Annotated in this window: 14 protein-coding genes; 10 read left to right on the top strand and 4 right to left on the bottom strand. The window is 69.1% G+C overall.

The genetic code is table 11. The annotated features are described in order from the left end of the window. The first annotated feature begins 10 nt into the window (after positions 1–10). A complete protein-coding gene (locus ACTWQE_RS19135; protein ID WP_443330191.1) occupies positions 11–367 on the top strand; it encodes an iron-sulfur cluster assembly accessory protein in 357 nt (118 codons plus the stop codon). 213 nt (positions 368–580) lie between these two features. On the opposite strand, the gene ACTWQE_RS19130 is transcribed toward ACTWQE_RS19135, so the two are convergent. Continuing rightward, complete coding sequence (locus ACTWQE_RS19130) at positions 581–2230, bottom strand: hypothetical protein (protein WP_443330190.1); 1650 nt, start codon at positions 2228–2230, stop codon at positions 581–583. Between the two features lie 114 nt (positions 2231–2344). Continuing rightward, positions 2345–2560: a hypothetical protein gene (locus ACTWQE_RS19125; protein ID WP_443330189.1), complete on the bottom strand. Its 216-nt coding sequence runs from the start codon at positions 2558–2560 to the stop codon at positions 2345–2347. 377 nt (positions 2561–2937) lie between these two features. Between ACTWQE_RS19125 and ACTWQE_RS19120 the strand changes: the two genes are divergently transcribed. Continuing rightward, entirely contained in the window at positions 2938–3912 is a 975-nt protein-coding gene (locus ACTWQE_RS19120) for a carbohydrate kinase family protein (RefSeq protein WP_443330188.1), read from the top strand. 234 nt (positions 3913–4146) lie between these two features. Here ACTWQE_RS19120 and ACTWQE_RS19115 read toward each other — a convergent pair whose 3' ends face one another. After that, positions 4147–5559 carry a cysteine desulfurase/sulfurtransferase TusA family protein gene (locus ACTWQE_RS19115; RefSeq protein WP_443330187.1) on the bottom strand — a complete coding sequence of 471 codons (1413 nt, stop codon included), beginning with the start codon at positions 5557–5559 and terminating at the stop codon, positions 4147–4149. A 960-nt stretch (positions 5560–6519) separates the two neighbouring features. Here ACTWQE_RS19115 and ctaC point away from each other — a divergent pair. From ctaC to ACTWQE_RS19095, 4 genes are all read left to right on the top strand, one after another. Continuing rightward, the gene (ctaC, locus tag ACTWQE_RS19110) at positions 6520–7482 is read left to right on the top strand and encodes an aa3-type cytochrome oxidase subunit II (RefSeq protein WP_443330186.1); all 963 of its coding nucleotides are present in this window, start codon (positions 6520–6522) and stop codon (positions 7480–7482) included. Next, a complete protein-coding gene (gene ctaD, locus ACTWQE_RS19105) occupies positions 7479–9209 on the top strand; it encodes an aa3-type cytochrome oxidase subunit I (protein ID WP_443330185.1) in 1731 nt (576 codons plus the stop codon). The genes ctaC and ctaD overlap by 4 nt, the downstream gene beginning before the upstream one ends. Continuing rightward, positions 9206–9604 (top strand): cytochrome c oxidase subunit 4, encoded by a 399-nt coding sequence (locus tag ACTWQE_RS19100; RefSeq protein ID WP_443330184.1) that lies wholly within the window; start codon positions 9206–9208, stop codon positions 9602–9604. The genes ctaD and ACTWQE_RS19100 overlap by 4 nt, the downstream gene beginning before the upstream one ends. A gap of 112 nt (positions 9605–9716) precedes the next feature. Further along, positions 9717–10955, top strand: a complete 1239-nt coding sequence (locus tag ACTWQE_RS19095) for an Ig-like domain-containing protein (protein ID WP_443330183.1) — start codon at positions 9717–9719, stop codon at positions 10953–10955. 236 nt (positions 10956–11191) lie between these two features. On the opposite strand, the gene ACTWQE_RS19090 is transcribed toward ACTWQE_RS19095, so the two are convergent. After that, positions 11192–11593 (bottom strand): hypothetical protein, encoded by a 402-nt coding sequence (locus tag ACTWQE_RS19090; RefSeq protein ID WP_443330182.1) that lies wholly within the window; start codon positions 11591–11593, stop codon positions 11192–11194. Positions 11594–11865: 272 nt separating this feature from the next. Between ACTWQE_RS19090 and ctaE the strand changes: the two genes are divergently transcribed. The 4 genes from ctaE to qcrB all read left to right on the top strand — a co-directional run bounded on the left by ctaE (position 11866) and on the right by qcrB (position 16054). Then, entirely contained in the window at positions 11866–12486 is a 621-nt protein-coding gene (gene ctaE, locus ACTWQE_RS19085) for an aa3-type cytochrome oxidase subunit III (RefSeq protein WP_443330181.1), read from the top strand. A 75-nt stretch (positions 12487–12561) separates the two neighbouring features. Next, positions 12562–13371, top strand: coding sequence for a cytochrome bc1 complex diheme cytochrome c subunit (gene qcrC, locus ACTWQE_RS19080; RefSeq protein ID WP_443330180.1), 810 nt, complete (start codon positions 12562–12564; stop codon positions 13369–13371). Continuing rightward, entirely contained in the window at positions 13368–14435 is a 1068-nt protein-coding gene (qcrA, locus tag ACTWQE_RS19075) for a cytochrome bc1 complex Rieske iron-sulfur subunit (RefSeq protein WP_443330179.1), read from the top strand. Before qcrC ends, qcrA begins: the two co-directional genes overlap by 4 nt. Further along, positions 14432–16054, top strand: coding sequence for a cytochrome bc1 complex cytochrome b subunit (gene qcrB, locus ACTWQE_RS19070; protein WP_443330178.1), 1623 nt, complete (start codon positions 14432–14434; stop codon positions 16052–16054). Before qcrA ends, qcrB begins: the two co-directional genes overlap by 4 nt. Positions 16055–16234: the final 180 nt, after the last annotated feature.

Genomic DNA, 16234 nt, shown 5'->3' with positions numbered 1-16234 from the left:
AGAGAAGCAGATGTCCGTTCAGGACGAGAAGACCACCGCGAGTGACGGCATCCTCCTGTCCGACGCCGCCGCGGCCAAGGTCAAGGCCCTGCTGGAGCAGGAAGGCCGCGACGACCTCGCGCTGCGGGTGGCCGTCCAGCCCGGTGGCTGCTCCGGCCTGCGCTACCAGCTCTTCTTCGACGAGCGCTCGCTCGACGGCGATGTCGTGAAGGACTTCGGCGGCGTCAAGGTCGTCACCGACCGGATGAGCGCCCCGTACCTGGGCGGCGCCTCCATCGACTTCGTCGACACCATCGAGAAGCAGGGCTTCACCATCGACAACCCGAACGCCACCGGCTCCTGCGCCTGCGGCGACTCCTTCCAGTGAGTCCCACCGGCGGCCACTGCTGAACACGGGCGGCCACTGCTGAACGCCGAGGGCGGCGGACCATCAGGTCCGCCGCCCTCGGCGTTTTTCCCGCCCGCACGACGTCCTGGACGACGTGTCGGTACGCGTGCCCGAACGACGTGCCGGTACGCGTGCCCGTACCAGCCTCGCGCCCGCAGGACCCGGTACGGCGTCCGGCAGCGCGCCGCCCGCTCACTTCTTCTTCGGGACGTCCCTGCCGGTCGAGGCGTCCACGACCTCGCGGTCGCCCAGCGGCTCGTCGAGCGTCACCTTCTTCTCGAACTGCTTGGCGATCTTGATGCACACCTTCCCGGGCTTCTTCTCCACGCCTGTGACCTGCGCCTTCACCGTGCCGTCCGAGGCGTCGGCGGAAGCCGAGTAGTTACTGCACACCCCGCCCCAGAAATGCAGGGTCAGCGTCCGGCCGTCGACGCTGTACGACTCGATGTGCGTCCGCGTTTTCGCCGCGCCGCCCGGCTTCTCCGGGGACGAGGTGGGCGGTGTTCCGCCGGGAGTGGACCGCGCGATGTACTTCGGCTGGACCGCCGGGTGAGTCACCGTGTACGTGCTCCGCGGGCCGGTCGCGCCGGGCTGCTCCACCTCGAACATCCACGACGGCACCAGGGCCTGCTTCCCGGCCACGAAGTGGATGGCCAGTCCGAACACCGCGTCGCGCACGGTCATCGGCTCCGACTTCGGCGCCGTCTGCGTCTGTGACGTCGTCCCGCCGGCGGACGCGCACGCCTCCGCCCCGGGCTGGTCGCCCCGCCGCTGCTCGCTGTCCGGACCGCTGTCCTTCGGCGCGTCACCGCCCTCGATACCGACGGCACCGTGGTCCGGGGCCGCCGACGCGCAACCGTCGATTCCCACCCTGTCGCCGCCGGAGGACTTGTTGAGCTCCTTCAGCGTCTCCTCGGCGCCGAGCACCGGATAGTCGGGGCCCTTCGTCAGCTCCGTCAGATGCCCGCTTCCCCCGGCCACCTGACCGTCCGAGCCCACCTGGAGCCCGGTGTGCCAGCCGTACGTCGGCAGACCCTCGAACACCGGGTCGGCGTTCACGAGCCGCAGCGCGCCCATGGTCCGGCTCGCGTCCAGCTTCGCGTCACTCAGCCCGATGCTCTTCAGCGCCGGCCCGGCCGCCTTCTTCGCCTCCCGCTCGGAGACCGGCCCCGCACCGTCGCCCTCGCCGTCCTTGGGCTCCTGCGAGAGGTCGCCCGGAGCCGGGCAGCGGGCGTCGGAGGCCGAGGAGGAGGTGCCGCCCTTCTGGTCCTTCGGCCCGCTCATCGGCGGCTCCGTGCACCCGCCGGCGCCCCCCTTGCCGTAGCGGACATACGTCCAGGTGCCCGGAGCCTTCTTCTGCACATCCAGCGTGGGCCCCGACGCGTCGCGCGTCAGTCCGAACTTCCAGGTGTCGTCGACGAGTCGCGGCGCGCCCGGCACATCCAGGGCCTTCGCCAGCCGCTGGGCCCGCTCGCGCGAGACCTCGCCCTGCGCCCGGTACACATGTGCCGAGTCCGGACCGTCGGGCAGCGACCCCTTCGCGCGGTAGCGGGCACCCGACGGGTCCGGTTCGCCCGGCGCGATCCCCTCGTCCGGCCCGGCGCTCCCGGATCCGCCCGTTCCGTACCCGTCCAGCTTCAGCGGCGGCGGGTCGCCCTGACCGGCGGCCGGAGTACCGTCTCCGCCGCCGTCCGAAGCCGTCGAGGCCCAGTACGCCCCGCCGCCACCGGCCAGAAGCACCGCGGCCGCGACGGATACGGCCACGAGCGTGGAACGCCGGTGCCTCGGGTTTTCGGGAGTGCGATCCTCCGGTGTGCCCTCGGGGCTGTGCTCGGTGCTCACCGTATTGCTCCTTCGGCTCCGCTCGACAGATGATGTCGGGTCCCTCATCCGGGGGACGCGGATTGGACGGAGCGGAGGAGCGCGCGGTTCCCGCGACTCTGGCCGGTTCCGGCGTCAGTCGCCGTACTCGGACATACCGTCCAGCAGACGGGCGGATGCGGGCGGAACCGAGATCCCATGGATGCGCGACGGCGGTACGGGCTCGGCGGGGGCTTGGGAGGAGACCGTCCAGTGCGGAGCCATCCGCGCGCAGTCACCGCGCAGCTCGGCCAGGGACTCGGGCTCGGTGGCGAGAGGCAGAGGTACGGACTCGACGTGCTGCTTCGGCATACGTACTCCCAGTCCGAGGGGGTCGACTCGTCGCGGACCCCGTATACAGGAACCGTATGCAGCCTGTACCGGCCGAGATAGACCTACTATCGGGTAAATTTGCCGAGGCGGGGGAGCGAACTCGGACAGAAAGTCTCTGCCCCGCCGTCCGGAGGGGGACATGCCCGCCGCGTCCGGTACCTGGCGGGGGTTCACTGCCGAAGGCCAGGGCAGTACGGGGACGAGCCCGCCGCCCAGGCCCGGGTCCCTGGTCCGAGGCAGGAGGCCGGAGGAGTGCCTGCCGGACGGCGCGAAGCAGGCGGACCACAGGAGGTGGTCCTCCAGCGGGTAGCGTTGGGTGTCCTCTCATCTCTCACCGTCACAGGAGCAGATCCGCCGTGCGAATCGCTGTCACCGGTTCCATCGCCACCGACCACCTGATGACCTTTCCCGGCCGTTTCGCCGACCAGCTGGTCGCGGATCAGCTGCACACGGTCTCGCTCTCCTTCCTCGTCGACACGCTCGACGTACGCAGGGGCGGCGTCGCCCCCAACATCTGCTTCGGCATGGGCCTGCTCGGCCTGCGGCCCATCATGGTCGGTGCGGCGGGCACGGACTTCGCCGAATACCGCGCCTGGCTCGACCGGCACGGTGTGGACACCTCCTCGGTCCGTATCTCGGAGGTGCAGCACACCGCACGCTTCGTGTGCACGACCGACACCGACCACAACCAGATCGCCACCTTCTACACCGGTGCGATGAGCGAGGCCCGCAATATCGAGCTGTATCCGGTGGCGCAGCGGGTGGGCGGGCTCGACCTGGTGCTCGTCGGAGCCGACGACCCGGAGGCGATGATCCGCCACACCGAGGAGTGCCGTTCGCGCGGTATCCCGTTCGCCGCGGACCCCTCCCAGCAGCTGGCGCGCATGGGCGGCGACGACATCCGTGTCCTCGTCGACGGTGCGGCCTACCTCTTCACCAATGAGTACGAGAAGGCCCTGATCGAGAGCAAGACCGGCTGGACGGGCGACGAGATCCTGGAGAAGGTCGGCACGCGCGTGACGACGCTGGGGGCCCGCGGCGTACGGATCGAACGGCAGGGTGAGAAGCCGATCGACGTCGCCTGCCCCGACGAGGACGCCAAGGTGGACCCGACCGGCGTGGGCGACGCCTTCCGGGCAGGCTTCATGGCGGGCGTGTCCTGGGAGCTCTCGCTGGAGCGGGCGGCGCAGCTGGGCTGCATGCTCGCGACCCTGGTGATCGAGACGGTGGGCACCCAGGAGTACGAGCTGCGGCGCGGCCACTTCATGGACCGCTTCACCAAGGCCTACGGCGAGGACGCGGCGGCCGAGGTCCAGGCCCATCTGAACTGACGCGCCTCCGCGCCTGTCCCGCTCGCCGACTGCCCCCGCCGGAATCCCGCGGGGGCAGTCGGCTGTCACGGCGGCAGAGCCGCGTCGGCCCGGGTGCGACCCCAGGCCCTGTCCGGCACACCCCGCCCGGCGCGCCTCTGCCGGGTACCGCTGGGGCGCCCGGCCGAAGGCCGGCGGAGTGCCCCCTCGCCGGACGCCGCTCGCCGATCCCCTCGGGGCGCCGTCGGACACGCCTCAGGCGCGACGGCGGACGAGGTACGCGGTGCCGCCGTCCCCCGCCCGTTCGCCCACGTACTCCTGCTCCCGCATCTCGCACCACGCCGGGATGTCCAGCCGCGCCGCCTCGTCGTCCGAGAGCACCGCCACCACAGCGCCCACCGGCACGTCCCCGATCACCTTCGCGAGCTCGATCACCGGGATCGGGCAGCGCTTGCCGAGCGAGTCGACCGTCAGCGCCGCCTCCTCCGCACCGGCGGTGGTGGGGGCCGTCGCCGTCGCGCCGTTGGCGGCGGCAGCCGAGGGCGCGCCCAGCCGTTCGCGTACGTCGCGGACCGTGTCCGGCAGCACCGAGAGAAAGCGCTCGAGGTCCTCCTCCGCCGTGCCGGGAGGCAGTGACACCCGTACGTTGCCCTCGGACAGTACGCCCATGGCCCGGAGGACATGGCTGGGCGTGAGGGTGCTCGAGGTGCAGGAGGACCCGGAGGACACCGAGAACCCCGCCCGGTCCAGGGCGTGCAGCAAAGTCTCCCCGTCGACATAGAGACAGGAGAAGGTGACCAGATGCGGCAGCCGCCGCAGGGGGTCGCCAACGACCTCGACATCCGGCACCAGCCGGGGAACGCGCGTGCGGATCCGGTCGACGAGTGCCCGCAGCCGCGCCGCTTCGGCGACGGCCTCCTGCTGTACGGCCCGGAGCGATGCCGCGGCCGCGACGACCGCCGGGATGTTCTCGAACCCGGGGGCCCGCCCCGACTCCCGCTCGTCCGCCGGTCCTTGGGGGGCGAACCGGACACCCTTCCGTACGGCCAGCATCCCCACCCCGGGCGGTCCGCCCCATTTGTGGGCACTTGCGGTCAGCAGTGACCAGTCGCCCGCGACCGGCCCCCACCCCAGCGACTGCGCCGCGTCCACCAGTAGCGGCACCCCTGCCTCGCCGCACACCTGTGCGACGTCGGCCACCGGCTGCTCGGTCCCCACCTCGTGGTTCGCGGACTGGAGACAGGCGAGCGCGGTGTCCGCCCGGAGCGCCTTCTCGTACGCGTCGGGCGCCACCCGGCCCGTACGGTCCACGCCGACCTCGGTGACCGTGCCGCCGGCCGACTCATGGGACTCGGCGGCGTGGAGGACGGAGGAGTGCTCCACCGCGGACACGACCAGATGGGCGCCGACACGCCGCCGCCCGGCCAGCGCGCCGGCGATCCCGCGGTGCACGGCGCGGGTGCCGGAGGAGGTGAAGACGAGCTCGTCGGGCCGGCAGCCCACGGCGGACGCGGCGGCCTCCCGCGCGGCGTCCAGCAGAATCCGGGCACGCCGCCCCTCGCGGTACAGCCGCGCGGGATCGGCCCACCCCTCGTCGAGGGAGGCGAGCAGCGCCTGCCGGGCGACGGGGTGCAGCGGGGCGGACGACGCGGAATCGAAATAGGCCACGTACGAAACGTAACGCGCCCGCGCTCCGGGCCCCATGTCGCTGCCCCTCTCAGGGCCCCCAATCGCTACCCGGATATCGCTACCCGGCCGGGAGGAGGCCCGGCCCCGCGCCGAGCCGCTACGCGTCCCGGATGCTCTGCCGAGGCCGAAGGCACTCCGTACCGGTCCGCCCGGGCTCGGAGGTGTTCCGCATGGGGTCCGCTCGGGCTCGGCGGTGTTCCGCATGGGGTCCGCCCGGGCTCGGAGGTGTTCCGCATGGGATCCGCCCGGGCTCGGCGGTGTTCCGCATGGGGTCCGCCCGGGCCGGGATGTGTTCCGCATCGCAGCCGCCCCGGCCGCGGAGGTTCCGTACCAGATCCGTACGGTCCGCGGGGGTCTTCCGTACCGGTACAACGCGCGGGAGTGTTCCGCGTCGCAGCCGCCCGCGCTGCGGGAGGTGTTCCGTACGGGATTCGTACAGTCTGCGGAGGCTTGCGTACCGGATCCGGCCGCGGGGGCGTTTCCGTACCGGATCCGCCCAGGCCGTGGAGACATTCCGTACCGGATCCGCCCGGACCGGTGCCTGTCCGCAGCGGATCAGCCCGGGGCTGTGGCGTTCGGCACCGAAGCCGCCCGGACCCGCGGCCGATCCGCGCCGGAGCCGGTCATCGCGCGCGCAGCACCGCCCGCCGGGGCGCGCCGGGCGGTGGCGCGCGGATCGGTGTCGGACCGGTCGGCAGGACGGTCCCGCCGCAGGTGAGAGGCTGGGCGAAGATGCGTCAGAAAACTCGCGGAGACCCGTATTCCACCCCTTCGGGGTGCGCCGCGGCGCGTTGGGCACCCTCCCCGCGCGACCCCAAATAGCGTCCAGTAAGGTTTGGCCCGCATAAACATCCAAACCCCTGCCCGCGCCAGGGCCGGCGACCGACCAGCAGACGGCCGCAGCCGGCCGCGCGGGCGAGACTCTCGGGAAGGCGCTACGTGAGTCCCAACGGCTCCGACCGCTCGTCGCGGCGCCCGATGCGGCGGAAGCTGCCGCAGGCGCTGGCCGCGGGCCTGGTCCTTGCGACCGCCACCGGTTGCACATATAAGGACTTCCCCCGCCTCGGTATGCCCACCCCCGTCACGGAGGAGGCGCCGCGGATCCTCTCCCTGTGGCAGGGCTCCTGGGCGGCAGCGCTCGCCACAGGCGTGCTGGTCTGGGGCCTCATCCTGTGGGCGGTCGTCTACCACCGCCGCAGCAGGACCAAGGTCGAGGTCCCCGCGCAGACCCGGTACAACATGCCGATCGAGGCCCTCTACACCGTGGTCCCGATCATCATCGTCGCGGTGCTCTTCTACTTCACCGCACGCGATGAGAGCGAGCTCCTCAAGACCTCCAAGAAGCCGGACCACGTCGTCAACGTGGTGGGCTACCAGTGGAGCTGGGGCTTCAACTACCTGGAGAACGTCGACGGGAACCTCAGCACCCCGGCCAAGATCCCCGCGCAGCTCAACTCCATCCCGGACAAGAAGCTCGCAACCGCCCCGAAGGGCGCCGAGGGTGTCTACGAGACGGGCACCCCGGGCGAGCGCAACCCGCAGACCGGCGACCCGGGCCCGACGCTGTGGCTGCCCAAGGGTGAGAAGGTCCAGTTCATCCTGACCTCCCGGGATGTCATCCACTCCTTCTGGGTGGTGCCGTTCCTCTTCAAGCTGGACGTCATTCCCGGGTACACCAACGTCTTCGAGGTGACGCCGAACAAGGAGGGCACCTTCCGGGGCAAGTGCGCCGAGCTCTGCGGCGTCGACCACGCCCGGATGCTCTTCAACGTCAAGGTCGTCTCCCCGGAGCGCTACCGGGCGCACCTGAAGGACCTGGCGAAGCAGGGCCAGACCGGCTACATCCCGTCGGGCATTTCCCAGACGGCAGCCGAGAAGAATGCGGAGACGAACACCGAATGAGCATCCTCAACGAACCCCAGGGTGCCGACACTGCCTCGTACGAGGACGAGCTGCCGGTGCGTGGCAGGCAGCCCGGCAATGCCGTGGTGAAGTGGCTGACGACCACCGACCACAAGACGATCGGTACGCTCTACCTCGTCACGTCGTTCGCGTTCTTCTGCATCGGCGGAGTGATGGCGCTGCTCATGCGCGCCGAACTCGCCCGCCCGGGACTGCAGGTCATGTCGAACGAGCAGTTCAACCAGGCGTTCACGATGCATGGCACGATCATGCTGCTGATGTTCGCGACGCCGCTGTTCGCCGGTTTCGCGAACTGGATCATGCCGCTGCAGATCGGTGCGCCCGATGTGGCGTTCCCGCGGCTGAACATGTTCGCCTACTGGCTCTACCTCTTCGGCTCGCTGATCGCGGTGGGTGGCTTCCTCACCCCGCAGGGCGCCGCCGACTTCGGCTGGTTCGCCTACTCCCCGCTGTCGGACGCGGTGCGTTCGCCGGGCGTGGGCGCCGACATGTGGATCATGGGTCTGGCCTTCTCCGGTTTCGGTACGATCCTGGGTTCGGTCAACTTCATCACCACGATCATCTGCATGCGCGCCCCCGGCATGACGATGTTCCGGATGCCGATCTTCACCTGGAACGTGCTGCTGACCGGTGTGCTGGTGCTCATCGCCTTCCCGGTGCTGGCCGCCGCGCTGTTCGCGCTGGAGGTGGACCGGAAGTTCGGGGCGCACATCTTCGACGCGGCGAATGGCGGCGCGTTGCTCTGGCAGCACCTCTTCTGGTTCTTCGGCCATCCCGAGGTGTACATCATCGCGCTGCCGTTCTTCGGCATCGTTTCCGAAGTGGTCCCGGTCTTCAGCCGTAAGCCGATGTTCGGCTACATCGGTCTGATCGCGGCGACGATTTCGATCGCGGGTCTGTCGGTGACGGTGTGGGCGCACCACATGTACGTCACGGGCGGTGTGCTGTTGCCGTTCTTCTCGTTCATGACGTTCCTGATCGCGGTTCCGACCGGTGTGAAGTTCTTCAACTGGATCGGCACCATGTGGAAGGGGTCGTTGAGTTTCGAGACGCCGATGCTGTGGACGGTGGGCTTCCTGGTCACCTTCCTCTTCGGTGGTCTGACCGGCGTCATCCTGGCGTCGCCGCCGATGGACTTCCACGTCTCGGACTCGTACTTCGTGGTGGCCCACTTCCACTACGTGGTCTTCGGCACCGTGGTGTTCGCGATGTTCGCCGGATTCCACTTCTGGTGGCCGAAGTTCACCGGCAAGCTGCTGGACGAGCGCCTCGGCAAGATCACCTTCTGGACGCTGTTCATCGGCTTCCACGGCACCTTCCTCGTCCAGCACTGGCTGGGTGCGGAGGGCATGCCGCGGCGTTACGCGGACTACCTGGCCGCCGACGGCTTCACCGCACTGAACACCATCTCGACCATCAGCTCCTTCCTGCTCGGTCTGTCGGTCCTGCCGTTCTTCTACAACGTCTGGAAGACCGCCAAGTACGGGAAGAAGGTCGAGGTCGACGACCCGTGGGGCTACGGCCGCTCGCTGGAGTGGGCGACCTCCTGCCCGCCGCCGCGGCACAATTTCCTCACCCTGCCGCGGATCCGTTCCGAATCCCCGGCGTTCGACCTGCACCACCCGGAGATCGCCGCGCTCGACCAGCTCGAGCACGCCGCCCCGGGTGCGACGGCGCTGGCCGGTGGCAAGGAGGCAGGAAAGTGAAGATCCAGGGACGTATGTTCATCTGGCTGGCCATCTTCATCCTGGCCATGGCCATCGTGTACGGCGTGTGGTCGAAGGAGCCGGTCGGCACCACGGCGCTGTTCCTCGCCTTCGGCCTGAGCATCATGATCGGCTACTACCTCGCCTTCACCGCCCGCCGGGTGGACACGGGGGCGCAGGACCGCAAGGACGCGGACGTCGCCGACGACGCCGGCGAGCTGGGCTTCTTCAGCCCGCACAGCTGGCAGCCGCTGTCCCTGGCCATCGGCGGTGCCTTCGCCTTCATGGGCATCGTCTTCGGCTGGTGGCTGCTCTACTTCTCGCTGCCCATCATCCTCTTCGGCCTGTTCTTCTGGGTCTTCGAGTACTACCGGGGCGAGAACGCCAACCAGTAGCTCCTCGCGGAGCACCGCACGATGAGGCCCGGCAACCTTCCAGGTTGCCGGGCTTCACCCATTTGCCCGCGCTCGACGCGCCGATCCCTCACCTATTTCCTAATTTGTGACCATGAGTCACACTTCGCGATTCCGGACAGCAGCGAGCTGCGCATTGCTGATAGCCCCTCTGACGGTGTTCGCCACCGCCTGCGACGGCGACGGGCACCCCCTGTCCGCCCAGCCGTTCGACGCATCCGGCCAGGTGGCCCTGAACGCGGACGAAGGCGGGAAGATAGACCCCGACAAGCCGCTGGAGATAACCGCCAAGGGCGACAACGGCCGAATAACCGACGTGACCGCCACGGACGCCTCAGGCCGCTATCTGCGCGGCGAACTCTCCGCCGACGGGGCTCGATGGCGCAGCACGACATCGCTGGCCGCAGGCGCCCACTACACCGTCCGGGTGAGCACCGAGAACGAGGAGGGCGCCCCCGGCCTCCGTACCGTCGGCTTCGACACGAAAGCGGCGGACAAGCTCATACGGGTGAAGTTCGGCCCCGACAGCGGTACCTACGGCGTGGGCCAGCCCGTCACTGCCGAGCTGAGCGCCCCCGTCACCGACCGCGCCGCCCGCGAGACCGTCGAACGGGCGCTGAAGGTCGACTCCCAGCCCCGGGTGGACGGCGGCTGGCACTGGGTGAACGACAAGACCCTGCACTACCGTCCGCAGGAGTACTGGCCCGCCCGGACCAGGATCCAGGTGCGTAGCTCCCTGGACGGGATCAAGGTGGGCAACGGCCTCTACGGAGGCCCGGCGAATTCCCTGAAGCTGAAGATCGGCGACCGGATCGAGGCCATCACCGACGCCGCGGCCCATGTGATGACCGTCAAGCGCAACGGCAAGGTCATCCGCACCATCCCGGTGACCACCGGAAAGCCCGGCTACGACACCCGCAACGGGGTCAAGGTCGTCCTCGCCAAGGAATCCTTCGTACGGATGACCAGCGCCAGCATCGGCTCCTCGGACTTCTACGACCTCGGGGTCTACTGGGCCACCCGGGTCACCTGGAGCGGCGAGTACGTGCATGCAGCCCCCTGGTCCGTCGGATCGCAGGGCGCGGCCAACGTCAGCCATGGATGCACGGGCATGAGCACCGCGAACGCCAAGTGGTTCTTCGACACCGTGAAGCTCGGCGACATCGTCCAGGTGGTCAACAGCGGCGGTTCGATGATGACCGCCTTCGACAACGGCTTCGGGGACTGGAACGTGGACTGGGCGAAGTGGCGCCAGGCCAGCTCCCTGACCCCCGTGGGGAGCCATGTCGAAAGCACGCCCGTCGACGCGGCCCGCCTCCGCCCCCAGATCTGACGCCCGGCCCAGAGACCCCGCCTCGAGACCCGGCCCTGAGACCCTGCCTCGAGACCCGGCCCTGGGGGTCCCGGCTTGAGACCCGGCCCTGAAGGCCCCGCCTCGAGACCCGGCCCTGAGGCTCGGTCCAGGGGCCCGGCCCTCAGGCCTTGGACCTGACGCTCCAACCCTGCGGGACGTAGCCCTGAGCGCCAGGCCCGAGGTCCCAGGGCCCTCAGGCCCTGGGCAGCGCAATCTCAGGCCTCGATGGCCAGCCGCGTACGCAGCAGCCCGGCCAGTGCATCCGCGAACTCCACCGGATCGACCGGGTGCGTCACCGCGGCGTCGGCCCGGCTCCAGGTCGCCAGCCAGGCGTCCTGGGGGCGGCCGATCAGCAGCAGCACCGGCGGGCAGCGGAAGATCTCGTCCTTGATCTGCCGGCAGACCCCCATCCCGCCGGCGGGAACCGCTTCGCCGTCCAGTACGCAGACGTCGACGCCGCCCGCTTCCAGGGCGCTCAGAACCGCCGGCAGGGTGGCGCACTCCACGAACTCGACCGTCGGCAGACCGGCGGCCGGGCGCCGCCCCGTCGCCAGCCGTACCTGCTGGCGGGTGTCGGCGTCGTCGCTGTAGACCAGCACCGTGGCGGTCGGCTGCATAGTTCCTCCATGCTTGTCGTCAGCGCGTCCCGGAGCCGGGCCGTTGCGCGGATGCTACTCCGCGACGCGCCCGCCGGAGGAGGGGTCGTACGGATCCGGAACCGGGCGGACGGCACGTCAGGACTGGTCCGCGCGGCCCCCGGCCAAAAGGCCCGGAAGCGGTGCTTCCCTCCTTCGAGCTACGGCTTCCCTGGGCCGTATGAGCAGGGCACACGTCGTTGACACACCGAACGGCACCCCCCGGGGTGAGGGCGGGATAAGCGACCGACATAATGTCGGTCGTGGCGACAGCAACGACAGTAGAAACCGGGCCCGCGCACCCGTCGGTCAATCGGCCGAACCTCACCAGCGTCGGAACCATCATCTGGTTGAGTTCCGAGCTGATGTTCTTCGCGGCCCTCTTCGCGATGTACTTCACCCTGCGATCGGTGACCGGCGCCGAGTTCTGGAAGCAGCAGGCCGACTTCCTGAACTTCCCCTTCTCGGCGGCCAACACGACGATCCTGGTGCTCTCCTCCCTCACCTGCCAGCTCGGCGTCTTCGCCGCCGAGCGCGGTGATGTGAAGAAGCTGCGCGCCTGGTTCGTGGTCACGTTCATCATGGGCGCGATCTTCATCGGCGGCCAGGTCTTCGAGTACACCGAGCTGGTCAAGCACGAGGGCCTGTCGCTCTCGTCCGACGCGTACGGCTCCGTGTTCTATCTGACCACCGGCTTCCACGGCCTGCACGTGACGGGCGGTCTGATCGCCTTCCTGCTGGTTCTGGGCAGGACGTACGCCGCCAGGAGGTTCACCCACGAACAGGCCACGGCGGCCATCGTCGTGTCCTACTACTGGCACTTCGTCGATGTCGTCTGGATCGGCCTTTTCGCCACGATCTACATGATCAAGTAACGGGCCCACCGGACCCGCGCTCCACAGACATATCCAGAAGCATCGACGCAGAAGATCCTGACACCGGGGTAATCCGTGAAAAAGCTCTCCGCACGACGGCGCCATCCGCTGGCGGCGCTCGTCGTCCTACTCTTCGCGCTGGCGGTCACCGGGGGGCTGTACGCCGCGTTCGCGCCCGCGGACAAGGCACAGGCCGATGACACCGCCCAGTCCCTTGCCATCGAGGAGGGCAAGAAGCTCTATTCCGTGGGCTGCGCCAGCTGCCACGGCACCGGCGGTCAGGGGACCACCGACGGACCGAGCCTGGTCGGCGTCGGCTCCGCCGCGGTGGACTTCCAGGTCGGCACCGGCCGTATGCCGGCCCAGCAGCCCGGTGCCCAGGTGCCGCGGAAGCCCAAGGTCTACACCCAGGCCCAGACCGACCAGCTGGCCGCGTACATCTCCTCGCTCGGTGCGGGCCCGACCACACCCACCGAGGAGCAGTACGACCCCCAGGGCGCGGACATCGCGAAGGGCGGAGACCTCTTCCGCACGAACTGCGCGCAGTGCCACAACTTCACCGGCAAGGGCGGCGCCCTCACCGGGGGCAAGTACGCCCCGGAACTCGACAACGTCGAGCCGAAGCACATCTACGAGGCCATGCAGACGGGCCCGCAGCAGATGCCCTCCTTCCCGGACACCACGATGCCCGAGCAGGACAAGAGGGACGTCATCGCGTACCTCCACACGGTCAACAGTGATGAGGCGGAGTCGCCGGGCGGCTTCGAGCTGGGTGGGCTCGGCCCGGTCAGCGAGGGCCTCTTCGGCTGGATCTTCGGCCTGGGCGTGATGATCGCCACCGCCATCTGGGTCGCCGCGCGCACCGCAAAGGCCAAGAAGTCATGAGTCAGAGTGGATCCAACAAAGACGTGTCCGAAGAACACCTGCCGAGTGAGCAGGCAACGGCCGGGACCGGCACGGTAGCCGTCGCGGAAGCCCCGTTCGCCGACCCCGGGCTGCCGCCCCACGAGCACCGCATCCAGGACATCGACAAGAAGGCAGCCAAGCGCTCCGAGCGCGTCGTCGCCTTCCTGTTCACGCTCTCGATGCTGGCCACCATCGGTTTCATCGCCGCCTACGTGGCCATCCCGATCGAGAAGATCGTCTACATCTTCCCGATCGGCAACATCAGCGCGCTGAACTTCTCGCTGGGCGTCACCCTCGGCGCGGCGCTGTTCTGCATCGGCGCGGGCGCGGTCCACTGGGCCCGCACCCTGATGTCCGATGTGGAGACCGCCCAGGAACGGCACCCGATCGAGGCCGAGCCCGAGGTCAAGGCCAAGGTCATGGCCGACTTCAAGGCAGGTGCCGAGGAGTCGGGCTTCGGCCGGCGCAAGCTGATCCGCACCACCATGTTCGGAGCGCTGGCCATGGTGCCGCTCTCCGGTCTGGTGCTCCTGCGTGACCTCGGCCCGCTGCCCGAGACCAAGCTCCGGCACACCCTGTGGGAAAGGGGCAAGCTGCTGGTCAATGTGAACACCCAGGAGCCCCTCCGTCCCGAGGACGTCGCTGTCGGCTCGCTGACCTTCGCCCAGCCCGAGGGGCTGGAGGAGGACGAGCACGACTTCCAGAAGGAGATCGCGAAGGCGGCCCTGATGATCGTCCGGCTCCAGCCGGAGAACATCAAGGACAAGCGCGAGCTCGACTGGTCGCACGAGGGCATCGTGGCGTACTCGAAGATCTGCACCCACGTCGGTTGCCCGATCAGCCTGTACGAGCAGCAGACGCACCACGTGCTCTGCCCGTGCCACCAGTCGACCTTCGACCTCTCCGACGGCGGTCGAGTGATCTTCGGCCCGGCCGGTCACGCTCTGCCGCAGCTGCGGATCGGTGTGAACAAGGACGGTTACCTCGAAGCGCTCGACGACTTCGCGGAGCCGGTCGGCCCGAGCTTCTGGGAGCGCGGATGAGTACTGCAGAGGACAGGCGCCAAGCGCCCCGCGGCGAGCGGCTCGCCGACTGGGCGGACGGCCGCCTGGGCATCTACGGCCTGGCCAAGGCCAATATGCGCAAGATCTTCCCGGACCACTGGTCCTTCATGCTGGGTGAGGTCGCGCTCTACAGCTTCATCGTCATCATCCTCACGGGTGTGTATCTGACGCTGTTCTTCCACCCGGCGATGAACGAGGTCGTGTACGACGGCAGTTACGTTCCGATGCAGGGCGTGCGGATGTCCGAGGCGTATGCCTCGACGCTGGACATCAGCTTCGACGTCCGTGGTGGTCTGCTCATCCGGCAGATCCACCACTGGGGCGCCCTGATCTTCATCGCGGCGATGTTCGTCCACATGATGCGGGTGTTCTTCACCGGAGCCTTCCGCAAGCCGCGTGAGCTCAACTGGCTGTTCGGCTTCCTGCTGCTGGTGCTCGGTATGTTCACCGGCTTCACCGGCTACTCGCTGCCGGACGACCTGCTGTCCGGTACCGGTGTCCGGTTCATGGAGGGCGCGGTCCTCTCCATGCCGATCGTCGGCACGTACCTCTCGTTCTTCCTCTTCGGCGGGGAGTTCCCCGGGACGGACTTCGTGCCGCGGTTCTTCTCGATCCACGTACTGCTGCTGCCGGGCATCATGCTCGGCCTGCTGGTGGCGCACCTGATCCTGGTCTTCTACCACAAGCACACGCAGTTCCCGGGACCCGGCAAGACGGAGAAGAACGTCGTCGGCATGCCGCTGCTGCCGGTCTACATGGCCAAGGCGGGAGGCTTCTTCTTCCTGGTCTTCGGTCTGATCGCGGCCATCTCCGGTGTCGCCAGCATCAACCCGATCTGGGCGCTCGGCCCCTACCGGCCGGACCAGGTGTCCACCGGCGCCCAGCCCGACTGGTACATGGGCTTCTCCGAGGGCCTGATCCGTCTGATGCCGGGCTGGGAGATCAACTTCTGGGGGCACACCCTCGCTCTGGGTGTCTTCATCCCGCTGATGATCTTCCCGCTGGTGCTGGTCGCCATCGCCATCTGGCCGTTCCTCGAGTCCTGGGTGACCGGGGACAAGCGCGAGCACCACATCCTGGACCGCCCGCGCAACGCCCCGACCCGTACGGCCTTCGGCGTGGCCTGGCTCAGCGTCTACTTCATCCTGCTCGTCGGCGGTGGAAACGACATCTGGGCGACGCACTTCGATCTGTCGATCAACGCGATCACCTGGTTCGGCCGGATCGGCTTCTTCGTCCTGCCGGTGCTCTCCTTCGTGGTGACCAAGCGGATCTGCCTGGGTCTGCAGCGGCGGGACCGGGACAAGGTGCTGCACGGTCGCGAGACCGGCATCATCAAGCGACTGCCGCACGGTGAGTACGTGGAGGTGCACGAGCCGCTCCGGCAGGAGGCGCTCTACACGCTCACCCAGCACGACCAGCACCAGCCGCTCGAGCTCGGGCCGGAACTCGACGAGAACGGCGTCCGGCGCAAGATCTCGCCTACGCAGAAGCTGCGGGCGAAGCTCTCGAAGGGCTTCTACGGGGAGGGCAACCAGATCCCCAAGCCGAGCGCCGAGGAGTACCAGGAGATCACCAGCGGCCACGGCCACCACTGAGCCGCGATCGCCTGTCGTCACACACGAGGGCCCCGTTCCGACCCCGCCCGGGTCGGCGCGGGGCCCTCGGGCTCGGGCCATCGGCGGTGGGGGGCGCGGCGGTGGGCTCCGTGCGCAGCCCCGGCGGGGCCCTCGTGTGGGGCCCGTGCCCTGGGCCTCGTCCGCGCTCCGGTCCTGTCC

The organism is Streptomyces sp. 8N706, from assembly GCF_052245415.1.
Classification (GTDB): Bacteria; Actinomycetota; Actinomycetes; order Streptomycetales; family Streptomycetaceae; genus Streptomyces.
The sequence above is the reverse complement of the archived record's forward strand: the minus strand, read 5'-3'. Positions and strand labels throughout refer to the sequence as shown.